At 44.0% G+C, this 16,616-nt stretch carries 19 protein-coding genes; 14 read left to right on the top strand and 5 right to left on the bottom strand.

Going from position 1 to position 16,616, the window contains the following annotated elements; all coding sequences use genetic code 11:
• Window position 1: 1 nt before the first annotated feature.
• From RIF36_RS20375 to RIF36_RS20400, 6 genes are read left to right on the top strand one after another with little or no spacing between them, the layout of a single operon-like run.
• Window positions 2-370, top strand: coding sequence for a response regulator (locus tag RIF36_RS20375; RefSeq protein ID WP_350077790.1), 369 nt, complete (start codon window positions 2-4; stop codon window positions 368-370).
• 1 nt (window position 371) lies between these two features.
• Entirely contained in the window at window positions 372-647 is a 276-nt protein-coding gene (locus RIF36_RS20380) for a hypothetical protein (protein WP_350077788.1), read from the top strand.
• Entirely contained in the window at window positions 644-1,405 is a 762-nt protein-coding gene (locus tag RIF36_RS20385) for an MBL fold metallo-hydrolase (RefSeq protein ID WP_350124023.1), read from the top strand. The genes RIF36_RS20380 and RIF36_RS20385 overlap by 4 nt, the downstream gene beginning before the upstream one ends.
• Window positions 1,406-1,430: 25 nt before the next feature.
• Window positions 1,431-2,984 carry an NFACT RNA binding domain-containing protein gene (locus RIF36_RS20390; RefSeq protein ID WP_350124026.1) on the top strand — a complete coding sequence of 518 codons (1,554 nt, stop codon included), beginning with the start codon at window positions 1,431-1,433 and terminating at the stop codon, window positions 2,982-2,984.
• A 44-nt stretch (window positions 2,985-3,028) separates the two neighbouring features.
• The gene (locus tag RIF36_RS20395; protein ID WP_350124029.1) at window positions 3,029-3,649 is read left to right on the top strand and encodes a Uma2 family endonuclease; all 621 of its coding nucleotides are present in this window, start codon (window positions 3,029-3,031) and stop codon (window positions 3,647-3,649) included.
• A 6-nt stretch (window positions 3,650-3,655) separates the two neighbouring features.
• The gene (locus tag RIF36_RS20400) at window positions 3,656-4,168 is read left to right on the top strand and encodes a DinB family protein (protein ID WP_350124032.1); all 513 of its coding nucleotides are present in this window, start codon (window positions 3,656-3,658) and stop codon (window positions 4,166-4,168) included.
• Between the two features lie 21 nt (window positions 4,169-4,189).
• On the opposite strand, the gene RIF36_RS20405 is transcribed toward RIF36_RS20400, so the two are convergent.
• A complete protein-coding gene (locus RIF36_RS20405) occupies window positions 4,190-4,825 on the bottom strand; it encodes a lysophospholipid acyltransferase family protein (RefSeq protein ID WP_350124035.1) in 636 nt (211 codons plus the stop codon).
• A gap of 213 nt (window positions 4,826-5,038) precedes the next feature.
• On the opposite strand from RIF36_RS20405, the gene RIF36_RS20410 reads away from it, so the two are divergent.
• Together RIF36_RS20410 and RIF36_RS20415 are read left to right on the top strand one after the other, a co-directional pair.
• Window positions 5,039-5,875: an SDR family oxidoreductase gene (locus RIF36_RS20410; RefSeq protein ID WP_350124037.1), complete on the top strand. Its 837-nt coding sequence runs from the start codon at window positions 5,039-5,041 to the stop codon at window positions 5,873-5,875.
• 65 nt (window positions 5,876-5,940) lie between these two features.
• Window positions 5,941-6,543 carry a trimeric intracellular cation channel family protein gene (locus RIF36_RS20415; RefSeq protein WP_151999802.1) on the top strand — a complete coding sequence of 201 codons (603 nt, stop codon included), beginning with the start codon at window positions 5,941-5,943 and terminating at the stop codon, window positions 6,541-6,543.
• A 62-nt stretch (window positions 6,544-6,605) separates the two neighbouring features.
• Here the strand turns inward: RIF36_RS20415 and RIF36_RS20420 are convergent, their stop codons facing one another.
• Entirely contained in the window at window positions 6,606-6,902 is a 297-nt protein-coding gene (locus tag RIF36_RS20420) for a hypothetical protein (RefSeq protein WP_151999801.1), read from the bottom strand.
• Window positions 6,903-7,107: 205 nt separating this feature from the next.
• Here RIF36_RS20420 and RIF36_RS20425 point away from each other — a divergent pair, with 205 nt between their 5' ends.
• Window positions 7,108-8,337, top strand: coding sequence for a cysteine desulfurase-like protein (locus RIF36_RS20425; RefSeq protein WP_350124040.1), 1,230 nt, complete (start codon window positions 7,108-7,110; stop codon window positions 8,335-8,337).
• 145 nt (window positions 8,338-8,482) lie between these two features.
• On the top strand, window positions 8,483-10,858 hold the full coding sequence (locus tag RIF36_RS20430; RefSeq protein WP_350124042.1) for an ABC transporter permease: 2,376 nt from the start codon (window positions 8,483-8,485) through the stop codon (window positions 10,856-10,858).
• Between the two features lie 243 nt (window positions 10,859-11,101).
• Here RIF36_RS20430 and RIF36_RS20435 read toward each other — a convergent pair whose 3' ends face one another.
• Entirely contained in the window at window positions 11,102-11,239 is a 138-nt protein-coding gene (locus RIF36_RS20435; protein WP_350124045.1) for a hypothetical protein, read from the bottom strand.
• A 220-nt stretch (window positions 11,240-11,459) separates the two neighbouring features.
• Here RIF36_RS20435 and RIF36_RS20440 point away from each other — a divergent pair, with 220 nt between their 5' ends.
• Entirely contained in the window at window positions 11,460-12,005 is a 546-nt protein-coding gene (locus RIF36_RS20440) for a hypothetical protein (RefSeq protein WP_350124048.1), read from the top strand.
• A 112-nt stretch (window positions 12,006-12,117) separates the two neighbouring features.
• Here the strand turns inward: RIF36_RS20440 and RIF36_RS20445 are convergent, their stop codons facing one another.
• Window positions 12,118-12,510: a transposase gene (locus tag RIF36_RS20445; protein ID WP_350124051.1), complete on the bottom strand. Its 393-nt coding sequence runs from the start codon at window positions 12,508-12,510 to the stop codon at window positions 12,118-12,120.
• A 135-nt stretch (window positions 12,511-12,645) separates the two neighbouring features.
• On the opposite strand from RIF36_RS20445, the gene RIF36_RS20450 reads away from it, so the two are divergent.
• The 3 genes from RIF36_RS20450 (at window position 12,646) to RIF36_RS20460 (ending at window position 15,283) form a co-directional block, all read left to right on the top strand.
• Window positions 12,646-13,863, top strand: coding sequence for an ImmA/IrrE family metallo-endopeptidase (locus RIF36_RS20450; protein WP_350124053.1), 1,218 nt, complete (start codon window positions 12,646-12,648; stop codon window positions 13,861-13,863).
• Between the two features lie 11 nt (window positions 13,864-13,874).
• On the top strand, window positions 13,875-14,501 hold the full coding sequence (locus RIF36_RS20455; protein WP_350124056.1) for a P63C domain-containing protein: 627 nt from the start codon (window positions 13,875-13,877) through the stop codon (window positions 14,499-14,501).
• Between the two features lie 158 nt (window positions 14,502-14,659).
• Window positions 14,660-15,283, top strand: a complete 624-nt coding sequence (locus tag RIF36_RS20460) for a porin family protein (protein WP_350124059.1) — start codon at window positions 14,660-14,662, stop codon at window positions 15,281-15,283.
• Between the two features lie 49 nt (window positions 15,284-15,332).
• On the opposite strand, the gene RIF36_RS20465 is transcribed toward RIF36_RS20460, so the two are convergent.
• Window positions 15,333-16,580: a metallophosphoesterase gene (locus tag RIF36_RS20465; RefSeq protein WP_350124062.1), complete on the bottom strand. Its 1,248-nt coding sequence runs from the start codon at window positions 16,578-16,580 to the stop codon at window positions 15,333-15,335.
• Window positions 16,581-16,616: the final 36 nt, after the last annotated feature.

Genomic DNA, 16,616 nt, shown 5'->3' on the forward strand with positions numbered 1-16,616 from the left:
TATGAAAAAAATTCTAGTCGCTGAAGATAGCTCAGTTATTCAGAACCTTACCAAGAAGATTCTCACGCTCCAAAACTTTCAGATCACTTCGGTAAAGAATGGAGAGCAAGTACTTCAAAAGCTCAATGAAGAGTCTTTTGATCTTATTCTAATGGACATTAATATGCCCGTGATGGATGGTATTGAGTGCACAAAAAAGGTGAGAAACCTAAGCGATGAGGCCAAAAAAAACATACCTATTGTTGCGATAACCGGCAACGCCCGGAACTACACCATGGAGGAATTTATTTCCAATGGAATCAATGACTTCATTCCCAAGCCTCTGAACTTTGACCAACTTGTTGAAAAAGTAAGGAAGTATACCAGTTGATATGCAGGTAAAATACAGCAAACATTTCCTCAACAAACTAGAAGACATTTTCGCTGAGTCGGACTACATTCTCCGCTATGAAAAAGGCAGTTTCCATTCCGGCTACTGCATTTTGAGAGACACCAAAATTGCCATTGTCAATAAATATTTCCCTCTTGATGGGAAAATCAATGCCCTGCTCGAGATATTAAAGTCGATAGAAATTGATCCAAAAGGCTTAAGCGACAAAAATAGATCCCTTCTTCTGGAGCTCACCCAAACCAAGCTGGAGATTTGAAGCTGACCTTCCTCGGAACCGGCACCTCGCAGGGAGTGCCTGTCATTGCCTGCAACTGTGAAGTATGCCAGTCGGTTGACTTTCACGACAAACGCCTCCGCTCCTCTGTCCATATCGAAGTTGATGGTCTCAGCCTGGTGATAGACACCGGCCCCGACTTCAGACAGCAGATGCTCCGTGAGCGAATCAAAAGACTCGACGCTGTCATCTTCACTCATGAGCACAAAGACCACACCGCCGGATTGGACGATATCAGAAGCTTTAACTTTTTGCAGCAAATGGACATGCCGGTGTATGCCAGCACAGCGGTTATCACACAGCTCAAGAGAGAGTTCTCTTATATTTTTGCTGACCACAAGTACCCCGGCGTTCCATTGGTGGACGTAAAGCTACTTGACGGGAATCCATTCACCATAGGCCAAACAACAATAACTCCTATCAATGTGATGCACTTCAAGCTGCCAGTGTTTGGTTTCAGAATTGGCGATTTCACTTACATTACTGATGCCAATTACATTTCGGACGAGGAAAAGGAAAAAATAAAAGGAAGCAAGGTGCTGGTGCTTAATGCATTGCAGAAAGCCCCTCACATCTCCCATTTTACACTGGACGAAGCTGTTACTCTGGCTCAGGAGCTAAAAGCCGACCAAACTTACTTCACGCATATCTCCCACAAGCTGGGCTCGCACAGAGATGTCTCTGCTCAATTGCCTGAAAACATCTATCTTGCCTACGACGGTCAGCAGCTAACGCTTTAATTCCCTGCTTCAAGTTGTTCTTACTATGCATCTCAACTATTTCTTTCTGAAGCCGCTGTGCAAGGAGCTGGATGCCGCCTGGCGTGGCTTCACATTAGGCGCATGCTTCAGCCAGCAAAAAGATGAGCTTATTTTTCACTTTTACAGAAACGAGGAAGAGAAGTTTATCAGGGTCTCCCTCATTCCCCAGCTCACTTTCATTTCATTTCCTGAAAGCTTTGCCAGGGGCAGAAAAAACAATGTCGATCTCTTTGAAGAAGCCATTGGTGGCGAATTGGAAATGGTCAGCATCACACCCTGTGATCGCTCGTTTGTCATGGCATTTAACAATGGCTTTAGTTTCCTCTTCAAGATGCATGGCAGCAGATCAAACATCATCGGCACCGACAAAAACGGTAGCCAGAGGCTTTTCAGGAGCCAGCTTTTGGATGATGAAGGGCTCACACAAGAACAGCTTGTGTCAACACTTGCATTGACAAGAGAGCACTTTGGCGAAGTGGAAGGTGAGCTTAGACAATTTGTTCCCATTTTGGGCAAGGAAACCACAGCATTTCTTAACGGACTGGGCTACGATGACACAACGATAGAAAGAAAATGGGCGCTGATAACAGAGATGCTAAGTGCTTTTGAAAATCCCACGTTTTACATCTGCCGCTGGCAGGAAAAGGTGCAGCTGTTGCTTTTCAAAGCCGGGGAAGTGCTCATGGAAACTGGTTCGGCTATTGAGGCAACTACGGTTTATGCGCAAAAAGTCAGCAGAGAGTTTTACCTGAAAACCGAGCTGCACCCGCTATTGCAACGCCTGAGAAAGGAGCTGAAGCAAACAGAAAGCTACCTGAAACAGTCAAAAGCTAAATTGATTGATCTGAAAGAAGGAAAAAGCTACTCGCAACTGGCCGACGTGCTTATGGCCAACCTTCACCAGGTAAAAGAAGGACAAGAGGAAGTAGTTCTTGACAATTTTTACACCGGACAGCCAGTTACTATCAAGCTAAAGAGGGCTTTGACCCCGCAGAAAAATGCGGAGGTTTTTTACCGCAAATCCAAGAACCAAAAAATTGAAATAGAAAAGCTGGAAGAGTCCATTGCTGCTAAGGAAGCACTAGAGGATACTGTTGCAGAACATCTGCTGCACCTGGAAGACATGACAGACCTGAAACTCATCAGGCAGTACATTCAGCAACACGGGTTAGCGAAAGAGTCGAAACAGGCTACCATAAACCGCCCTTTTAAAGTATTCCAGATTGGGTTGTATGAGGTGTGGGTGGGTACCAACGCCAAAAACAACGACGAGTTGACCCTGAAGTATGCTACTAAAAACGACCTTTGGCTGCATGCCAAAGATGTGCCTGGCTCCCATGTGGTATTGAAATGGAGAGCAGGACAGAACTTCCCCAAGCCGGTTATCGAGCAGGCGGCGGCTCTGGCTGCCTACTATTCTAAAAGGAAAACAGATACACTTTGTCCGGTAATTTTCACGCCAAAAAAATGGGTGAGAAAACCAAAAGGCGCTCATCCGGGAGCCGTGATTGTGGAGAGAGAAGAGGTGATTATGGTCGAGCCGGGGCTGCCAAACTAACGAGAATTCATTGCAGCCTCCATTCAATTATTTATCTTTATCTAATGGCAAAGCCCTACCAAATACCGGAGACCGACATCAACGACATCATGTTGCTTGAGCCGGAAGCTACCTATAGCTATGCTCACTACCTTCGGTGGAGTTTCGAGGAGCGGGTGGAGTTGATCAAAGGAAAGGTTTTTCATATGTCTCCTGCCCCAAATCGGGCACATCAGGATGTGAGTGGTAATTTGTTCTACTGCATAAAAGCCTTCCTGAAAAAAACTAAATGTCGTGCCTACGCCGCCCCCTTTGATGTGCGGCTGCCACAAAAACCATCAGATCCCGATAACCGGATTTTCTCCGTGGTTCAGCCAGACATTTGTGTGGTGTGCGATCCCTCCAAACTAGATGACAAAGGCTGTAGTGGTGCACCTGACATCATGGTAGAGATTCTCTCCCCATCTACTTCTTCGAAAGACCTCAAAGATAAGTTCAGCCTATATGAAGAAAATGGTGTAAAAGAGTATTGGGTGGTCTATCCAGGTGAAAAAGTAGTGGAAGTTTTTGTACTGCGTAGTGACGGGAAATACAGCCAGTCTTTCAAATTTACAGTCGACGAAAGTGTGCCTTCAACCGCCGTTCCCGGGCTGACAATTAACGTGAACGATATTTTCGATTACTGATACAAAATGACACCTTCCCTACTCGCTGTTGAAGTTAAACAGCATGCCATCATGCGCATGCAGGAAAACACCCAAAAAATAGCCAAATGCCTTGATCAATTATCTGAAGAGGAAATATGGCAGCGTCCAAACGCCTCATCCAACAGCATGGGCAATCTTATTCTTCATCTCTGCGGAAATATTACGCAGTACATTATTTCATCATTGGGAGGTAAAGAAGACCGAAGGGTAAGAGATGAAGAGTTTGGTGCAAAGGGCGGCTACACCAAAAAAGAACTGCAGTTGAAGCTAGAGAGCACCGTAGCTCAAGCCATTGAAGTGATTCAAAATATCTCTGACGAGGAGTTGCTTAGAGTTCGGCCTGTGCAAGCCTACGAATTTTCAGGGGTTGGCAATGTCATTCATGCCGTAGAGCACTACTCCTACCACACAGGTCAAATTGCCTTCTGGACGAAGCAGGTGAGAAACAAAGACCTGGGCTTCTATGCCGACGTCGATCTTAACAGAAAGGGTCAGTGATTCTACATGCGGCAAAAACCGTTAAGCCTCGGCTGGCATGGCCTTCAACTCTATCACCTGCTCCCTGGCTTTGCCAATAAATGTGTTGATATCAGTCTTGCCATCATGCTTAACAGGCAGGCCGATATGGACGTCTACTTTATGAGGCTTTATAGCAAATCTGCCGGCTTTCCATACTTTTTCCGACCCACTAATAGCCACCGGAACTACATGCACACCGGCTTGAGAAGCCAGGAGAAATGGCCCCTTTTTGAAGATACCAACTTCTCCATTGCGACTTCTGGTTCCTTCCGGAAACATCAGCACGTTTTTGCCTCCCTGAATAAGCTGTCCAGCCTTTTTTAAGCTCTCAATGGCTCTTTCCCTGTTGCTCCTGTCAACGAAGATCATCCCCGTGCCCATCATGTACCACCCAAGAAATGGCACTTTTTTCAGCTCTTGCTTGGCAACAAAGTAAAGGTTAACGGGTACAGCCCTGAACAAAACAGCAATATCAAGATATGACAAGTGATTGCTGACGAATACATACGAGTCTTTGTCATTGACGTGTGCAGCTCCATCCACTTTCAGCTTAACGCCACACGCCCATAAAATCCCAGGCGACCACCAGGTGCGTGCCATCACTACTGGTATTTTTCTGTTGAGTGTAATGATCATGATCAACAGAGAGGAGGAAATCATAAGGATACTCCAAAACACACAAAACAAAAGACGAAACGGCGTAGACACTAATAATTGATTATGATGAATGCTCACAAAGCTAAAACAAAGCACTAAAAACCACCTGATTGTTTTTCGATAAAGCCCTCCGTTGGTATAAAACTGATTTAAGGGGCAGATTGAGGCGGCTTTTTGTTAATATCGTGTCGCATGGAAAACAGCACTTCAAAGAAATCAGTTAGTGTTTTAGGTTGTGGCTGGCTCGGCTTGCCATTGGCCAGGCACCTTCTTCAAAATGGATTCCAGGTCAAGGGGTCTACCACCTCCCCGGAAAAACTTGCCTTACTGAAAAAGTCTGGCATCGAGCCGTTTCTGATTCAGCTGTCCGACGGCGGTAACCATACCCAGCTATCGGATTTTCTTACATCGGACATTCTGGTGGTCAACTATCCCCCGGGCGTTAGAAAAGGCGGGGCTGAGCAGTTCCGAAATTCGTTCGGCATCCTTTTGGACGGAGTAGCTAAGTCGCTTGTCAGCAAAATCATTTATGTAAGTTCTACTTCAGTCTATCCAAATACCAACGACACTGTCTCGGAAGAAATGCGGCTACAGCCTGACTCAGAAGCAGGGATGGTTTTGCTCGAGGCTGAAAACCGGCTGAGAGAGCTGAATGGCAAGGAGGTCGTAATTCTGCGGATGGCAGGCCTGATTGGCCACGACCGCCAGCCAGCCAGGTTCTTTGCCGGAAAAAAAGGGCTGACAAATGGTGAAGAGTTGGTCAACCTGATCCACCGGGACGATTGCGTTAACATCATTCACAAAATGATCGAAGAGCAGGCGAGCGGAGACACATTTAACTGCTGTAGTGATACTCACCCGCCAAAAAGGAATTTCTATACAAAGGCTGCGGAGGTTTTGGGGGTGGTTCCTCCTCAATTTGCTGCGTCTGAGGTTACCTACTTTAAAATTGTTAGCAACGAGAAGCTAAAGAGCCATCTAAAATACGATTTCATTTACGGAGATCTAACAAAATTCGATTGGCCTTAAATCGAGGTTGGCAGCCCTGAATTGTTGTTCTCTTTCCCTAATTTTGAAGCGTCATTTATACGACTATGGATCTTCAATACGCCCTGGAACTTATCGGTACATTCTTTTTTGCTATTTCCGGCGCTCTGGCTCTACAGGGCAAAGAAGCCGACTGGTTTGCGGCGGCTTTCACCGGCTTTCTAACAGCCATTGGGGGCGGTACCTTGAGGGACGTGCTGCTTGGTAGCTATCCATTGGTGTGGATAGGCGATATTAATTTCCTCTACGCTATCATTCTTGGTGTCATCGTTACTTTTATTCTGTACGGCTTTGTTTCCCGGCTGAAACGAACCTTCATGCTGTTCGACACTGTGGGCATAGCCTTCTTTACGATTTTGGGAGTCGAAAAAGCCCTCTCTGTCGGGGTAAGGCCAGAAATAGCAGCCATTATGGGCATGTTTACTGCTATCATGGGCGGGGTGATCCGTGACACACTGACCAACGAACTGCCGGTGATTTTCAGGAAAGAGATTTATGCTACAGCCTGCCTGGCCGGCGCTATTTGTTACTTGTCGCTCAGACTGTTTGAAATTGACCGTAATGTCAACCTGCTGATTTCCATCGGTGTAATCGTGGTAATCCGGCTGCTGGCAGTGAAGTTCAGACTGTCGCTGCCAAAGTTGAAGTAGGCTACAAAACACAAAAGCTGTCAAAGGACAGCTTGGTATTTCATATTAAAAACAGCGCTCTTCTAAACTGGCACGTTTAGGTTCTTAACCGTATCCACAGGCCCAAAGTTTCTGGACTCCATCACCGTCTTTTTACCCTTGATAAGTCTCACCTCCACAGGCATCACTTTATGCTCGATATTTTTTCTGACAACCCTGTCATAGTACAGCTTGGCTTTCTGATACTGTCCTTTACCAAACTCCTCCCGATCTTGAAAAGATTGTACTTCCGGAAAATTCGGAATTACGTGATACAAACGTACGGTTACCGAATAGGTAGGCTTAAAAGAATTTAAAAAGTCAATCCACGCTTTTTTCATAGACCACTAAAATATAGGTTTTGACAAATCTACACCATGGCAAAATACAGAACAATTTGAAAGTACACTAATTTACAGGGTTTCTAATTATTTATTAGGTAATAAAAAGTCGGAACTATGAGGAAAAATTCAGCCCGCCCTTCAAAAAAGCAATACTCCATATCGTGTTTTTTCTCATCTTAGACTTCCTAAACTCCACACTCCCATGGCTAAAAAGTCTGTGTTCGATCCTCAGTCCATACATCACCAGTTTCCTGCCTTACGGCGTCTGCACAACAAGAAACCTCTGATCTTTCTGGATGGCCCGGGCGGCACCCAGGTACCTGAGAGGGTCATCAGAACTATTTCAACTTACTATCGCCGGTCCAACGCCAATACCCACGGTGCCTTTATCACCACACAGGAAACCGACAAAGTGATGGCGGACGCACGGACAAAGATGGCAACCCTGCTGGGGGCGCCGGGCCCGGAATGCATATCGCTTGGTCAGAACATGACCACTATCAACTACTCCCTGGCCCGGGCAATGAGCAGGTTACTAAAGCCTGGAGATGAAGTGTTGATTACGCAACTGGATCACGAAGCCAACCGGGGGCCCTGGCTTACGCTGAGAGATTTTGGTGTCCAAGTGCGGGAGGTGAAGCTTTTGCCCACCGGCACACTGGACTATGCCGACTTTGAACAGAAGCTCAATGAAAACACCAGACTGGTGTGCATGGGTATGTCGAGCAACGCCATAGGTACTGTCAACGATTTTGCACTGGTTAGGCAAATGACCTACAAGGTGGGTGCCTGGCTCCTGCTGGATGCAGTTCACTATGCGCCGCACTTCAGCATCGATGTGCAAGCCATTGGCTGCGACTTCCTGATTTGCTCGGCCTACAAATTCTATGGGCCGCATGTTGGTATATTGTACGCAAAGTCAGGCCTGCTTGATAGGCTACCTACCGACAGGTTACGAACCACCGACCAGATAGCCCCCTATTCTATTGAAACCGGCACCCTCAATCATGCCGCCATGGCTGGAGTTTCCGCCGCAGTTGATTTCATCGCTTCATTGGGATCAGGCAATAATTTGAGAGAGAAACTGGATGATGCTTACGCCAAAGTAAGCCAACATGAATTCACCCTGGCGTCAAAACTCTACGCAGAACTAAAGGCCATCAAGGGCATAACGGTTGTAGGCCAGGATTTTTCATCTGAAAAAAGAACTCCCACCGTGTCGTTTACTGCCAAAGGAAAAACTGCCGAAGAGGTCTGCAGGCAGCTTGCGGCGGAAAACATTTGCGCCTGGGACGGCCATTTTTATGCCGTGCGGGCCATTGAAGTACTTGGCCTTCTGGAAGAAGGCGGAGTTACCCGCATGGGAATTTCTCTTTATAACACCGAACAAGAAATTGACTACGTAATCAAGGCGGTGAAAAAATTGATATAAGCCTCCCTCATCAGTTTTACTCGCTTCAAAATACCTCCTCCCACTGACTATTGAAATCCTTCTGATCAGGACTTTAACTTTTTTTAACATCCTTTTACGAAGAATTTCGTAATATTTACAAGACTCAAACTCAAAAGGACTAATCATGTTAAAAAGTTACCTAATGGTCAGCATCAGGCACCTGATGCGCCAGCCTACCTATGCTGCGCTTAATATTCTCGGTTTAACAATCGGAATTGTCTCCAGCTTGCTAATCATTCTCTATCTGTCGCAAGAACTTAGTTACGACAACCATCACGCAAAAGCGGATCGGATTTACCGCATTTCGTCGGACATTAAGGAGCCTGATAATGCGTTCCGCTGGGCTGTAACCCAGCTCCCTCTTGGCCGAACGTTGAAGGCTGAATTTGAAGAAGTAGAGCAGTACGTCCGCTTTATTGGCAACGGCCGCACCAAGTTTATCAAAGACAATATCAACTATTTTGAAGAAGATGTCTTTCAGGTAGACAGCACAGTGTTTGATGTTTTTTCTTTTGACCTTATTTCCGGTAACCCCTCCACAGCGCTACAGAACCCAAGCTCCATGGTCATCAGCAAAACCATGGCAGACAAAATCTTCAAAGGTGAAAACCCAGTTGGACAGATCTTGAAAACAGACCAGAATTCCTTCGAAATCACTGGTGTGTATGAAGACCTGCCTAAAACCTCTCACATCAGACCTAATGCAATGATGTCGGCCAGCACTTCCGACAGAAACAACTCCCAAAACTGGGGCGGCTTTGGCATCTACACTTACGCTTTGTTAAGAGAGGGTGCCGACCCCAAAATAGTGGAGACCAAGCTTAATGACATTATTGATAAATACGTAGCGGTGATCTTCGATCAGTTTGACATCGTGATCCGGTATGAAATGATTGCCATCAAAGACATTCATCTTTATTCCACTTTTGAAGGCGAGCCTGAAGCACTAGGCAACATCAAATACATCTATATTTTTGCTGCTGTTGCCTTGTTCCTGATCGTCATTGCCAGCATCAACTATATGAACCTGTCGACCGCCCGATCCATGCGCAGAGCCCTGGAAGTGGGGATCAGAAAGGTAATGGGTGCTCAAAGGAGCATGTTGATTGGACAGTTCATCACTGAGTCAGTAGTACTTACAGTTATCTCCTTAGTTATCAGCTTAATAGTTTTGGCTATAGCTGTGCCTCTTTTCAATGGATCCCTCGACACCAACTTGTCTCTTTTAGACCTACTGCAGCCACAGCTCATCCTGGTGGTTCTGTGCATCCTGGTGCTCACTGGGTTTGTTAGTGGCAGCTACCCGGCCTTTTACCTGTCGGGATTTAAGCCAGCAGCAGTGCTAAAAGGCAAGGGAGCCAGCAGAGGAGGTAACCAGTGGCTCAGAAGAGTGCTGGTTGGCATCCAGTTCGCCATCTCCATCTTCATGCTGATAGGTACGTTCATCATTTACGATCAAATGCAATATTTGCGCAGCAAAGACCTTGGCTTCGACAAAGATCAAGTGGTCCGTGTTGTGCTGGACAATCAGGCCAGTCGTGAAAAATACCCTGTTTTCCGAAACTCACTGATGCAGAACCCCAATATCAAGTCAGTGGCTTCTTCAAGTACCTCGCCGGGGAATGGCTATGGCAAAAATGTGATGAGCGTCGAGACCAACGAGGGAGTAATGGAAAATTATGGCATCGATGCCTATGTTGTGGACTACGACTTTTTCCCCACACTCAGCATTCCTTTTGAGAAGGGGCGAAATATCTCTTCGCAATACCCAAGCGACACGGCAACCTCGGTGATGGTAAACGAGGCCATGGTAGCCAGAATGGGCTGGGAAGAGCCTATAGGCAAGAAGTTTCAATTTGACCGGGACAGCACTGTGTTTCACAGAGTGGTGGGTGTGGTCAGGGATTTCCATCAGCAGTCGCTTTATAACCCCATTGAAGCCTTGATGTTTATCCCGGGGCTCAACAATTCGAGTGTGCTTATCAAAACATCGGAAGATCTGCAGGCTTCGCTTGCCGCCATAGAAGCTAGCTGGAACGAGGTGTACCCAGGCATTCCGTTCGATGCCACATTCCTTGATGAAGAGTTTATGGAGCAGTATGAAACAGATCAGCTTCGTGGCAAACTGTTTCTCGGGTTTTCTCTGATGATGATCTTTATAGCTTGCCTTGGCTTACTCGGTTTAGCCTCCTTCATTGCCGAACAACGCACCAAAGAAATAAGCATCAGGAAAGTGCTGGGTGCCAACACTGGCGGCCTCGTAACTCTGCTCGTGAAAGACTTTGTATGGCTGGTACTTATAGGCGCTGTGCCTGCGTTCGGGCTCGGCTACTATTTCATGAATGACTGGCTCAAAACTTTCGAATATCACGTTGACATCAACCTGCTGCTGTTTGTTGTCGTGTTGCTAATCATTCTGGTTATCACTGTTTTGACAACTGGCTATCATGCATTAAGGGCAGCCAATTCCAACCCGGCAAACAACCTGAAATATGAGTAAATCTCTGGCATAACCGCCGATTTCAAGGCCCTGAAGTTGAATGACACTTCAGGGCTTTTTTAGCTTCTATTCATTTTGAAACGAATGAGTAAAAGTTACTTATTGTCTCTCACTCGAGCATCTTGTTAGAGTGCATAGTTAGTTCTTCAGAATTAAAACACCGAGGCAGGTAGGCCAGAACTAGGCCATTGATTAAAAGGATGTTTCACAAGTGCTGATATACTCCGATTTAATGAAGTTCTCTCAGCTTTCGGCTGATGACTTCTTCACTTTCTTAGGCGAAGCACTGGTTCTAAGTACATCATCCAGGCTGCCGGTTATGCGGAGCTTTTGTTCGTACTTGTCAGAGCGCTCTTTTTTCTTTTTGTTGTCGTTGGACATTAGTGGAAGGTGTGTCAATATTTTTAATCTAAGGATAGTGAGAAGCTGCATGCTAAAAAAGCACTACACTAACTTGATACGGTACTCATTGGAAAGCCGATGTGGAAATTAGCTAAAACAGCGATAAACGATAAGGTTAACCAGAAGCAATATGAATTTTTTCTTTTAATTCAATCATAATTTATCTATTTTAACATCCATTTTTTCTATTAAAGTAAATATGACAGAAGAAACTGCTCAAATAATTAGCTCAATAGTAATTGGCATTGGAACTGGATTGGCATCGTCACTTTCTTTTTTATGGTTTATGACAAAAGTAAGGCCATCTCTTGAGATATCTGACAGAGTTGCTCATAACAAGATTGAAATTGATGGAACTAAACATACATGCTTCAGATTTAAAGTAATAAATAAGACTTGGAAAAGCCGAATCTATGATGTAGAGGCACAACTAGTATTAATAACATACATAAATTCAGATACAGGCCAAGATATATTTATGACTCCTATACCATTAATAAAGGACAAAACATGGTCATTAAACAAGATATCTAAGTCAGACACACATGCTGAATATGCACACCAATTTATTACTCTAGAAAATTTGCACGATATTTGGACTGATAAACATAACATTGAATTAAGAGTTAAAGCTAAACATTCTTTTAGCGGATTTTCGAGAACTACAAACAAGAGGTATTACAATCCAACTAGTTCTCTTAAGAATGGCTCTTTTAAATTTGGAAATACTACTGATATCGGTTAATTTGTTTATAAAATCAAACCCACTATTGCTATGAGAACGGATGTAATTGGAATATAACCAACGAATCCATCAACCCTTAAAATCAAAGAGAGCCTGTAAGCTCTCTTTTTTATTACCCACCCCCGAGCATGCTAGGATCTTTGTCTTTCAGCATTTCACGAACACGATGCAAAACAAACCATGCAGTCTTTTGAGCAATGCCCAAATTCAAAGACAATTGAATTGAACTAATGCCTTTTTTGTGGTTAGTGGCTAACCATATAGCAGCAAACCAAATCCTCAATGGAATCTTTGAGCTTTCGAAGAAAGTACCAACCCGGACACTGAACTTCCTGTAGCACTCACTATTTGAGCACTTGAAGCCTCTTTTAGTTACATAAGGATCTTCTGCGCCACAATGAGGGCATACAAACTTTCCAGGCCAACGGATGTTCCTGTAGTACTCAATACAAGTTTCTTCCTCCTTGAAGTAGTCTAGTAGTTGAGATAGTGATTCGAAATCCATAGAATGAATCAAAGATGTATATTATCCCATTAAATACCTAATATTATTATTGCAAGCAAGCAATAAAAAGTGAAAAATTTCATTAAATCATCCAAATGTATATTTTTGTAATTGCAATCATGCATTAAACATAGGATGAGCAAAAAGAGAGACGATAGAACAGAAATAGAAGACCTCCTTAAAGGCATAAGCCCCACTAGGAATTTAAGGGACTTATTCAATGCCAGGGTAGACGAGCTAGATATATCTGCCACATCTGCCGCCATGGATATTATAAATATTCAACCAAGAACCCTAAACGGAATGCTGGATGGTACTCAAAAAATAGTTGACTTTACCAACTTTATCAGGCTGGCTGATTTCCTACAACTATCTAAGGAAGAAGTGTTTAACTTATATTTGGATGAGTTAAAGAAGAACTTCGATCTAACTACTAAATCAAGTCCTGAAAAAATAAAGTTTATTAAAGAAAATTTCGACTTGTCAGTTCTAAAGAAGGCTGAATTTATTACTGATATAAGCGACTTTGAAGAAATAGAAATCAAGATAACGTCATTTTTAGGGCTAAAATCAATTTTTGAGTATACCAAGCCTACTGGCGGTGCAGCATTCAGCGCCAGTAAGGTGCAACCTAAAAATGACCTAAGTAGGTCTCTTTGGATTAAGTTTGCAATCAACTTCTTTGAGGAAATTGACAACCCAAACAGGTACGACAGACAGGGGTTAATAGATTACTTTCCAGAAATTAGATGGCACTCCACCAATGTGGAATTAGGATTGACGAATGTTATTAGAGACCTGTACAAGCTTGGTGTAACCGTTGTTTATCTTTCTTCCCTTTCCTCCGTGCACCTGAGGGGTGCTACGCTAACTGTTGGAGATAAACCATGTGTTGTACTTACCAACTATGCAGGATTTTACCCTACTCTATGGTTTGCATTAATCCATGAGCTTTTTCATGTACTATTTGACTGGGATGAAATAAAAAAGAATCGGTTCCACCTTTCGGATCAGAGTACCGAGCAACTTTCTGTAATTGAAAGGGAGTTGGAGGCAAATAGATTTGCTAGAGAATACCTTTTCTCCAAAGAAAAAACAAATTCTATTAGGCCATTCATTAATGATTCAAAGTTTATCGAAGCTTTTGCAAAAAAGAATCATGTTCACCCGAGCTTTATATATACTTTTCATGCTTATGACATTGGTGAAAAAAATAAGTACGCTTGGGCAAAGGCAAAAATTGAAACACCAAAAAATTTAGAAGCACTTCTTGACCCATTGGAAATCCGATGGTCATCTCCTAAACCAATAAAAGAATATGTGAACTCATTAAAAAGGAAATATTACAATTAAATCCGTTAACAATGTTAAACGAAAAAGAAGAAGAAAATGGAGCCCCAAAGGGAACAAATGTAAAGACTCAAGGAACTGATCATCTTGTAGAAGATAGAGAGGCCTTACAGAAACAGTTAATTTTCTCCGCTGATCAAAAGGTTTTGTCACAAGGCTCTGATGAAGTGCTTGACAGGGAAAACCTTAAAATTCAGCTTATTGGAGGAGCTATAATTGACTTAGATAGGCTTGAAGTAGTCTGTAAAGAACTAGGAGAATACGAGCGTCGATTTGTCGGTGAATACTATGAGCAGATATTCCGGCTGAACAATTGGAAATTTACAGAAAATCAGCCAATTGCCCAAAAACCAAATATCGTGGGTAAGTGGACTAAAGAAATCATTTACAGCCGATTTGGGAAAGAAGTTCTGCCCGCCTTAGAATTATTGAATCCTTATGAACGAATAGGCATAAGGAGATTCAAACATCACCAATACTTAAATGAAGAAGGGCTTATTAAGCTAAATCGTTTCATACAAGAAGCAATAGATGTAATGAAAATATGTAACGATTGGTATGAGTTTCGTCAAAAGCTATACGAATTACATTTTGTTCCGTATCAGCTTGATATATATGAAGAGGAAAAAAGGAAGAGCTAGCACTCCTATCATGAACCTGGCAACGCACAGCAGTGAAGCACTTCAACGCCGCCAATTTCCACGACTTGTTAAGTCACTCAGGCCCAGATAGCTGGCCAACTCAACGCAACAATCTGGTCTTTGCTTCGTTGGTGTATAGTAAAAATCATAAAAATAATATGAAAAATACCATTTTAGCAACCAGTTTACTAATGATGTTCATCACCAGCGGAGCGCTTGCTCAGGATGCCGGTCTCAAAGGAGGACTCAACTTTTCAAATCTTTACGTTGATGATGTAGACGATGAAAACATGAAAGTTGGCTTCAATGCAGGCGTTTACTACAAGGCACAACTAGTGAAGCAATTTTCGATTCAGCCAGAAATACTTTACTCACTGAAAGGTGCCGAAGTTATTTACGATGACACATTCCTGGGTTTGGGCAATGGCAAATATCGCTTCAACCTCAGCTATGTGGACGTGCCGGTAGCTTTGAAGGTAAACCCAGTCGGTAACTTCTACTTTGAAGCTGGCCCTTATGTGTCTCTGTTAACCTCAGTAAAGGTGAAGAGAATCGACTCAGATGGAACCAAAGAAGTTGTAAGTGAGCTTGACCGGGACAAATTCAACACGTTTGACTACGGAGTGTTTGGCGGCGTTGGTTTCAATTTCACAGGAGGCTCTTTGGGAGTTCGGTATAACTACGGCCTACAGGAAATTGGAGAAAGTGGTTCGCTGGCAGCAGAAGCAACCGAGAACTCTAAAAACTCAGTGCTCCAGGTATTTATGAGCATACCTTTCTAACGGGGCGACAGAAATAACGATAACTGCAAAAGGAGCCTGGTCTAATAGATCAGGCTCCTTTCAATTCAAGGATGGTTATTTCCGGGAGAATACCGATACGACCAGGATAACCAAGGTATCCAAAGCCCCGATTGACATATAAATACTGGTTTTCCTCCTGATACAAGCCTGCCCATTGCTTATAAACGTACTGAGAGGGGCTCCATTGAAAACCACCAATCTCTACACCAAACTGAAATCCGTGTGTGTGACCTGAAAGCATCAAGTCAACGTCAGCATAGTTGGGCCTCACCTGTGCGTCCCAGTGGCTGGGGTCATGCGAAAGCAGAATTTTAAACGGGTATTCCTCGGACCCCTGATGAGCTAAATCCATTTTGCCATACTTGGCAAATCTGCCGGCTCCCCAGTTTTCGATGCCCAGGATGCCTATTTGCTCGCCGTCCACCTTCACAGGAAGATTCTCGTTCATCATCAGGCGCCAGCCTAACTCTTTATGGGCCGCTTTAAGGTCTTCTAAGTTTGATTGCTTGGCAGCCTCTGATACCCAATTTTTGTAGTCTCCATAGTCATGATTGCCAAGAGTGGAGTAAACTCCAAGGGGTGCCTTTACTTTGTCAAAAATGGAAATGTATTCTTTTACTTCCTCCGCCTCATTGTTCACCAAATCGCCGGTGAAAAAGATAAGATCTGGCTTTTCGCCTAACAGCATTTCCACACCGCCTTTTACTGCCGTCTTGTTGAAAAAGCTGCCAGAGTGGATGTCGGAAAGCTGCCCTATCTGTATGCCGTCGAACTCTTTGGGTAAATTCGGAAAGTAGATCGTTTTTCGCCGGATACGATAGTCATGAGCGCCACTCAAAATACCATAACTCATCGTCAATGCCGGAACAGCCCCTGCAATAAGCGCTACCTTTGAAATGAACTCAGACCTGGGAATGGCTCTTCCATTGGGGTTGATAGGCTCTGGGCTTGAAAATATGAAGTTGCCAAGCCATTGAAACCCTCTGATAATATCTCCTACCAACAGGAAAATAAGGGCGAACAGTTTTGACATCACGTTAATGAAGATGCCGAGCACAATGAAGGTGCGAAGGCCTTTCACTGCGGATAAGTCGGCGAAGTTAACGACAAGAACACCAAGTGCCGACAAGGTGGTGACGCCCCAGAAAATCCAGAACACAGCTTTCCGTGTAGTCAGAGACATGTCGGCAGTTGCCAGCCTGACAGCCTGGAAAACATACCAATCAATTGCTAGCAGAAGGAGGAGCAAAAAGAATGCAAACACAATCCTATTCATTTAGAGGTGACATTAATTATGGTCAGCGAGAGACCT

Source organism: Imperialibacter sp. (genome assembly GCF_040222815.1).
Classification (GTDB): Bacteria; Bacteroidota; Bacteroidia; order Cytophagales; family Cyclobacteriaceae; genus Imperialibacter.

Bases quoted from the DNA above. Each gene is read 5' to 3' on its own strand.
- RIF36_RS20375 (WP_350077790.1), top strand. From the start codon at position 2: ATGAAAAAAATTCTAGTCGCTGAAGATAGCTCAGTTATTCAGAACCTT.
- RIF36_RS20380 (WP_350077788.1), top strand. From the start codon at position 372: ATGCAGGTAAAATACAGCAAACATTTCCTCAACAAACTAGAAGACATT.
- RIF36_RS20390 (WP_350124026.1), top strand. From the start codon at position 1,431: ATGCATCTCAACTATTTCTTTCTGAAGCCGCTGTGCAAGGAGCTGGAT.
- RIF36_RS20395 (WP_350124029.1), top strand. From the start codon at position 3,029: ATGGCAAAGCCCTACCAAATACCGGAGACCGACATCAACGACATCATG.
- RIF36_RS20400 (WP_350124032.1), top strand. From the start codon at position 3,656: ATGACACCTTCCCTACTCGCTGTTGAAGTTAAACAGCATGCCATCATG.
- RIF36_RS20405 (WP_350124035.1), bottom strand. From the start codon at position 4,825: ATGATCATTACACTCAACAGAAAAATACCAGTAGTGATGGCACGCACC.
- RIF36_RS20410 (WP_350124037.1), top strand. From the start codon at position 5,039: ATGGAAAACAGCACTTCAAAGAAATCAGTTAGTGTTTTAGGTTGTGGC.
- RIF36_RS20415 (WP_151999802.1), top strand. From the start codon at position 5,941: ATGGATCTTCAATACGCCCTGGAACTTATCGGTACATTCTTTTTTGCT.
- RIF36_RS20420 (WP_151999801.1), bottom strand. From the start codon at position 6,902: ATGAAAAAAGCGTGGATTGACTTTTTAAATTCTTTTAAGCCTACCTAT.
- RIF36_RS20425 (WP_350124040.1), top strand. From the start codon at position 7,108: ATGGCTAAAAAGTCTGTGTTCGATCCTCAGTCCATACATCACCAGTTT.
- RIF36_RS20430 (WP_350124042.1), top strand. From the start codon at position 8,483: ATGTTAAAAAGTTACCTAATGGTCAGCATCAGGCACCTGATGCGCCAG.
- RIF36_RS20435 (WP_350124045.1), bottom strand. From the start codon at position 11,239: ATGTCCAACGACAACAAAAAGAAAAAAGAGCGCTCTGACAAGTACGAA.
- RIF36_RS20440 (WP_350124048.1), top strand. From the start codon at position 11,460: ATGACAGAAGAAACTGCTCAAATAATTAGCTCAATAGTAATTGGCATT.
- RIF36_RS20445 (WP_350124051.1), bottom strand. From the start codon at position 12,510: ATGGATTTCGAATCACTATCTCAACTACTAGACTACTTCAAGGAGGAA.
- RIF36_RS20450 (WP_350124053.1), top strand. From the start codon at position 12,646: ATGAGCAAAAAGAGAGACGATAGAACAGAAATAGAAGACCTCCTTAAA.
- RIF36_RS20455 (WP_350124056.1), top strand. From the start codon at position 13,875: ATGTTAAACGAAAAAGAAGAAGAAAATGGAGCCCCAAAGGGAACAAAT.
- RIF36_RS20460 (WP_350124059.1), top strand. From the start codon at position 14,660: ATGAAAAATACCATTTTAGCAACCAGTTTACTAATGATGTTCATCACC.
- RIF36_RS20465 (WP_350124062.1), bottom strand. From the start codon at position 16,580: ATGAATAGGATTGTGTTTGCATTCTTTTTGCTCCTCCTTCTGCTAGCA.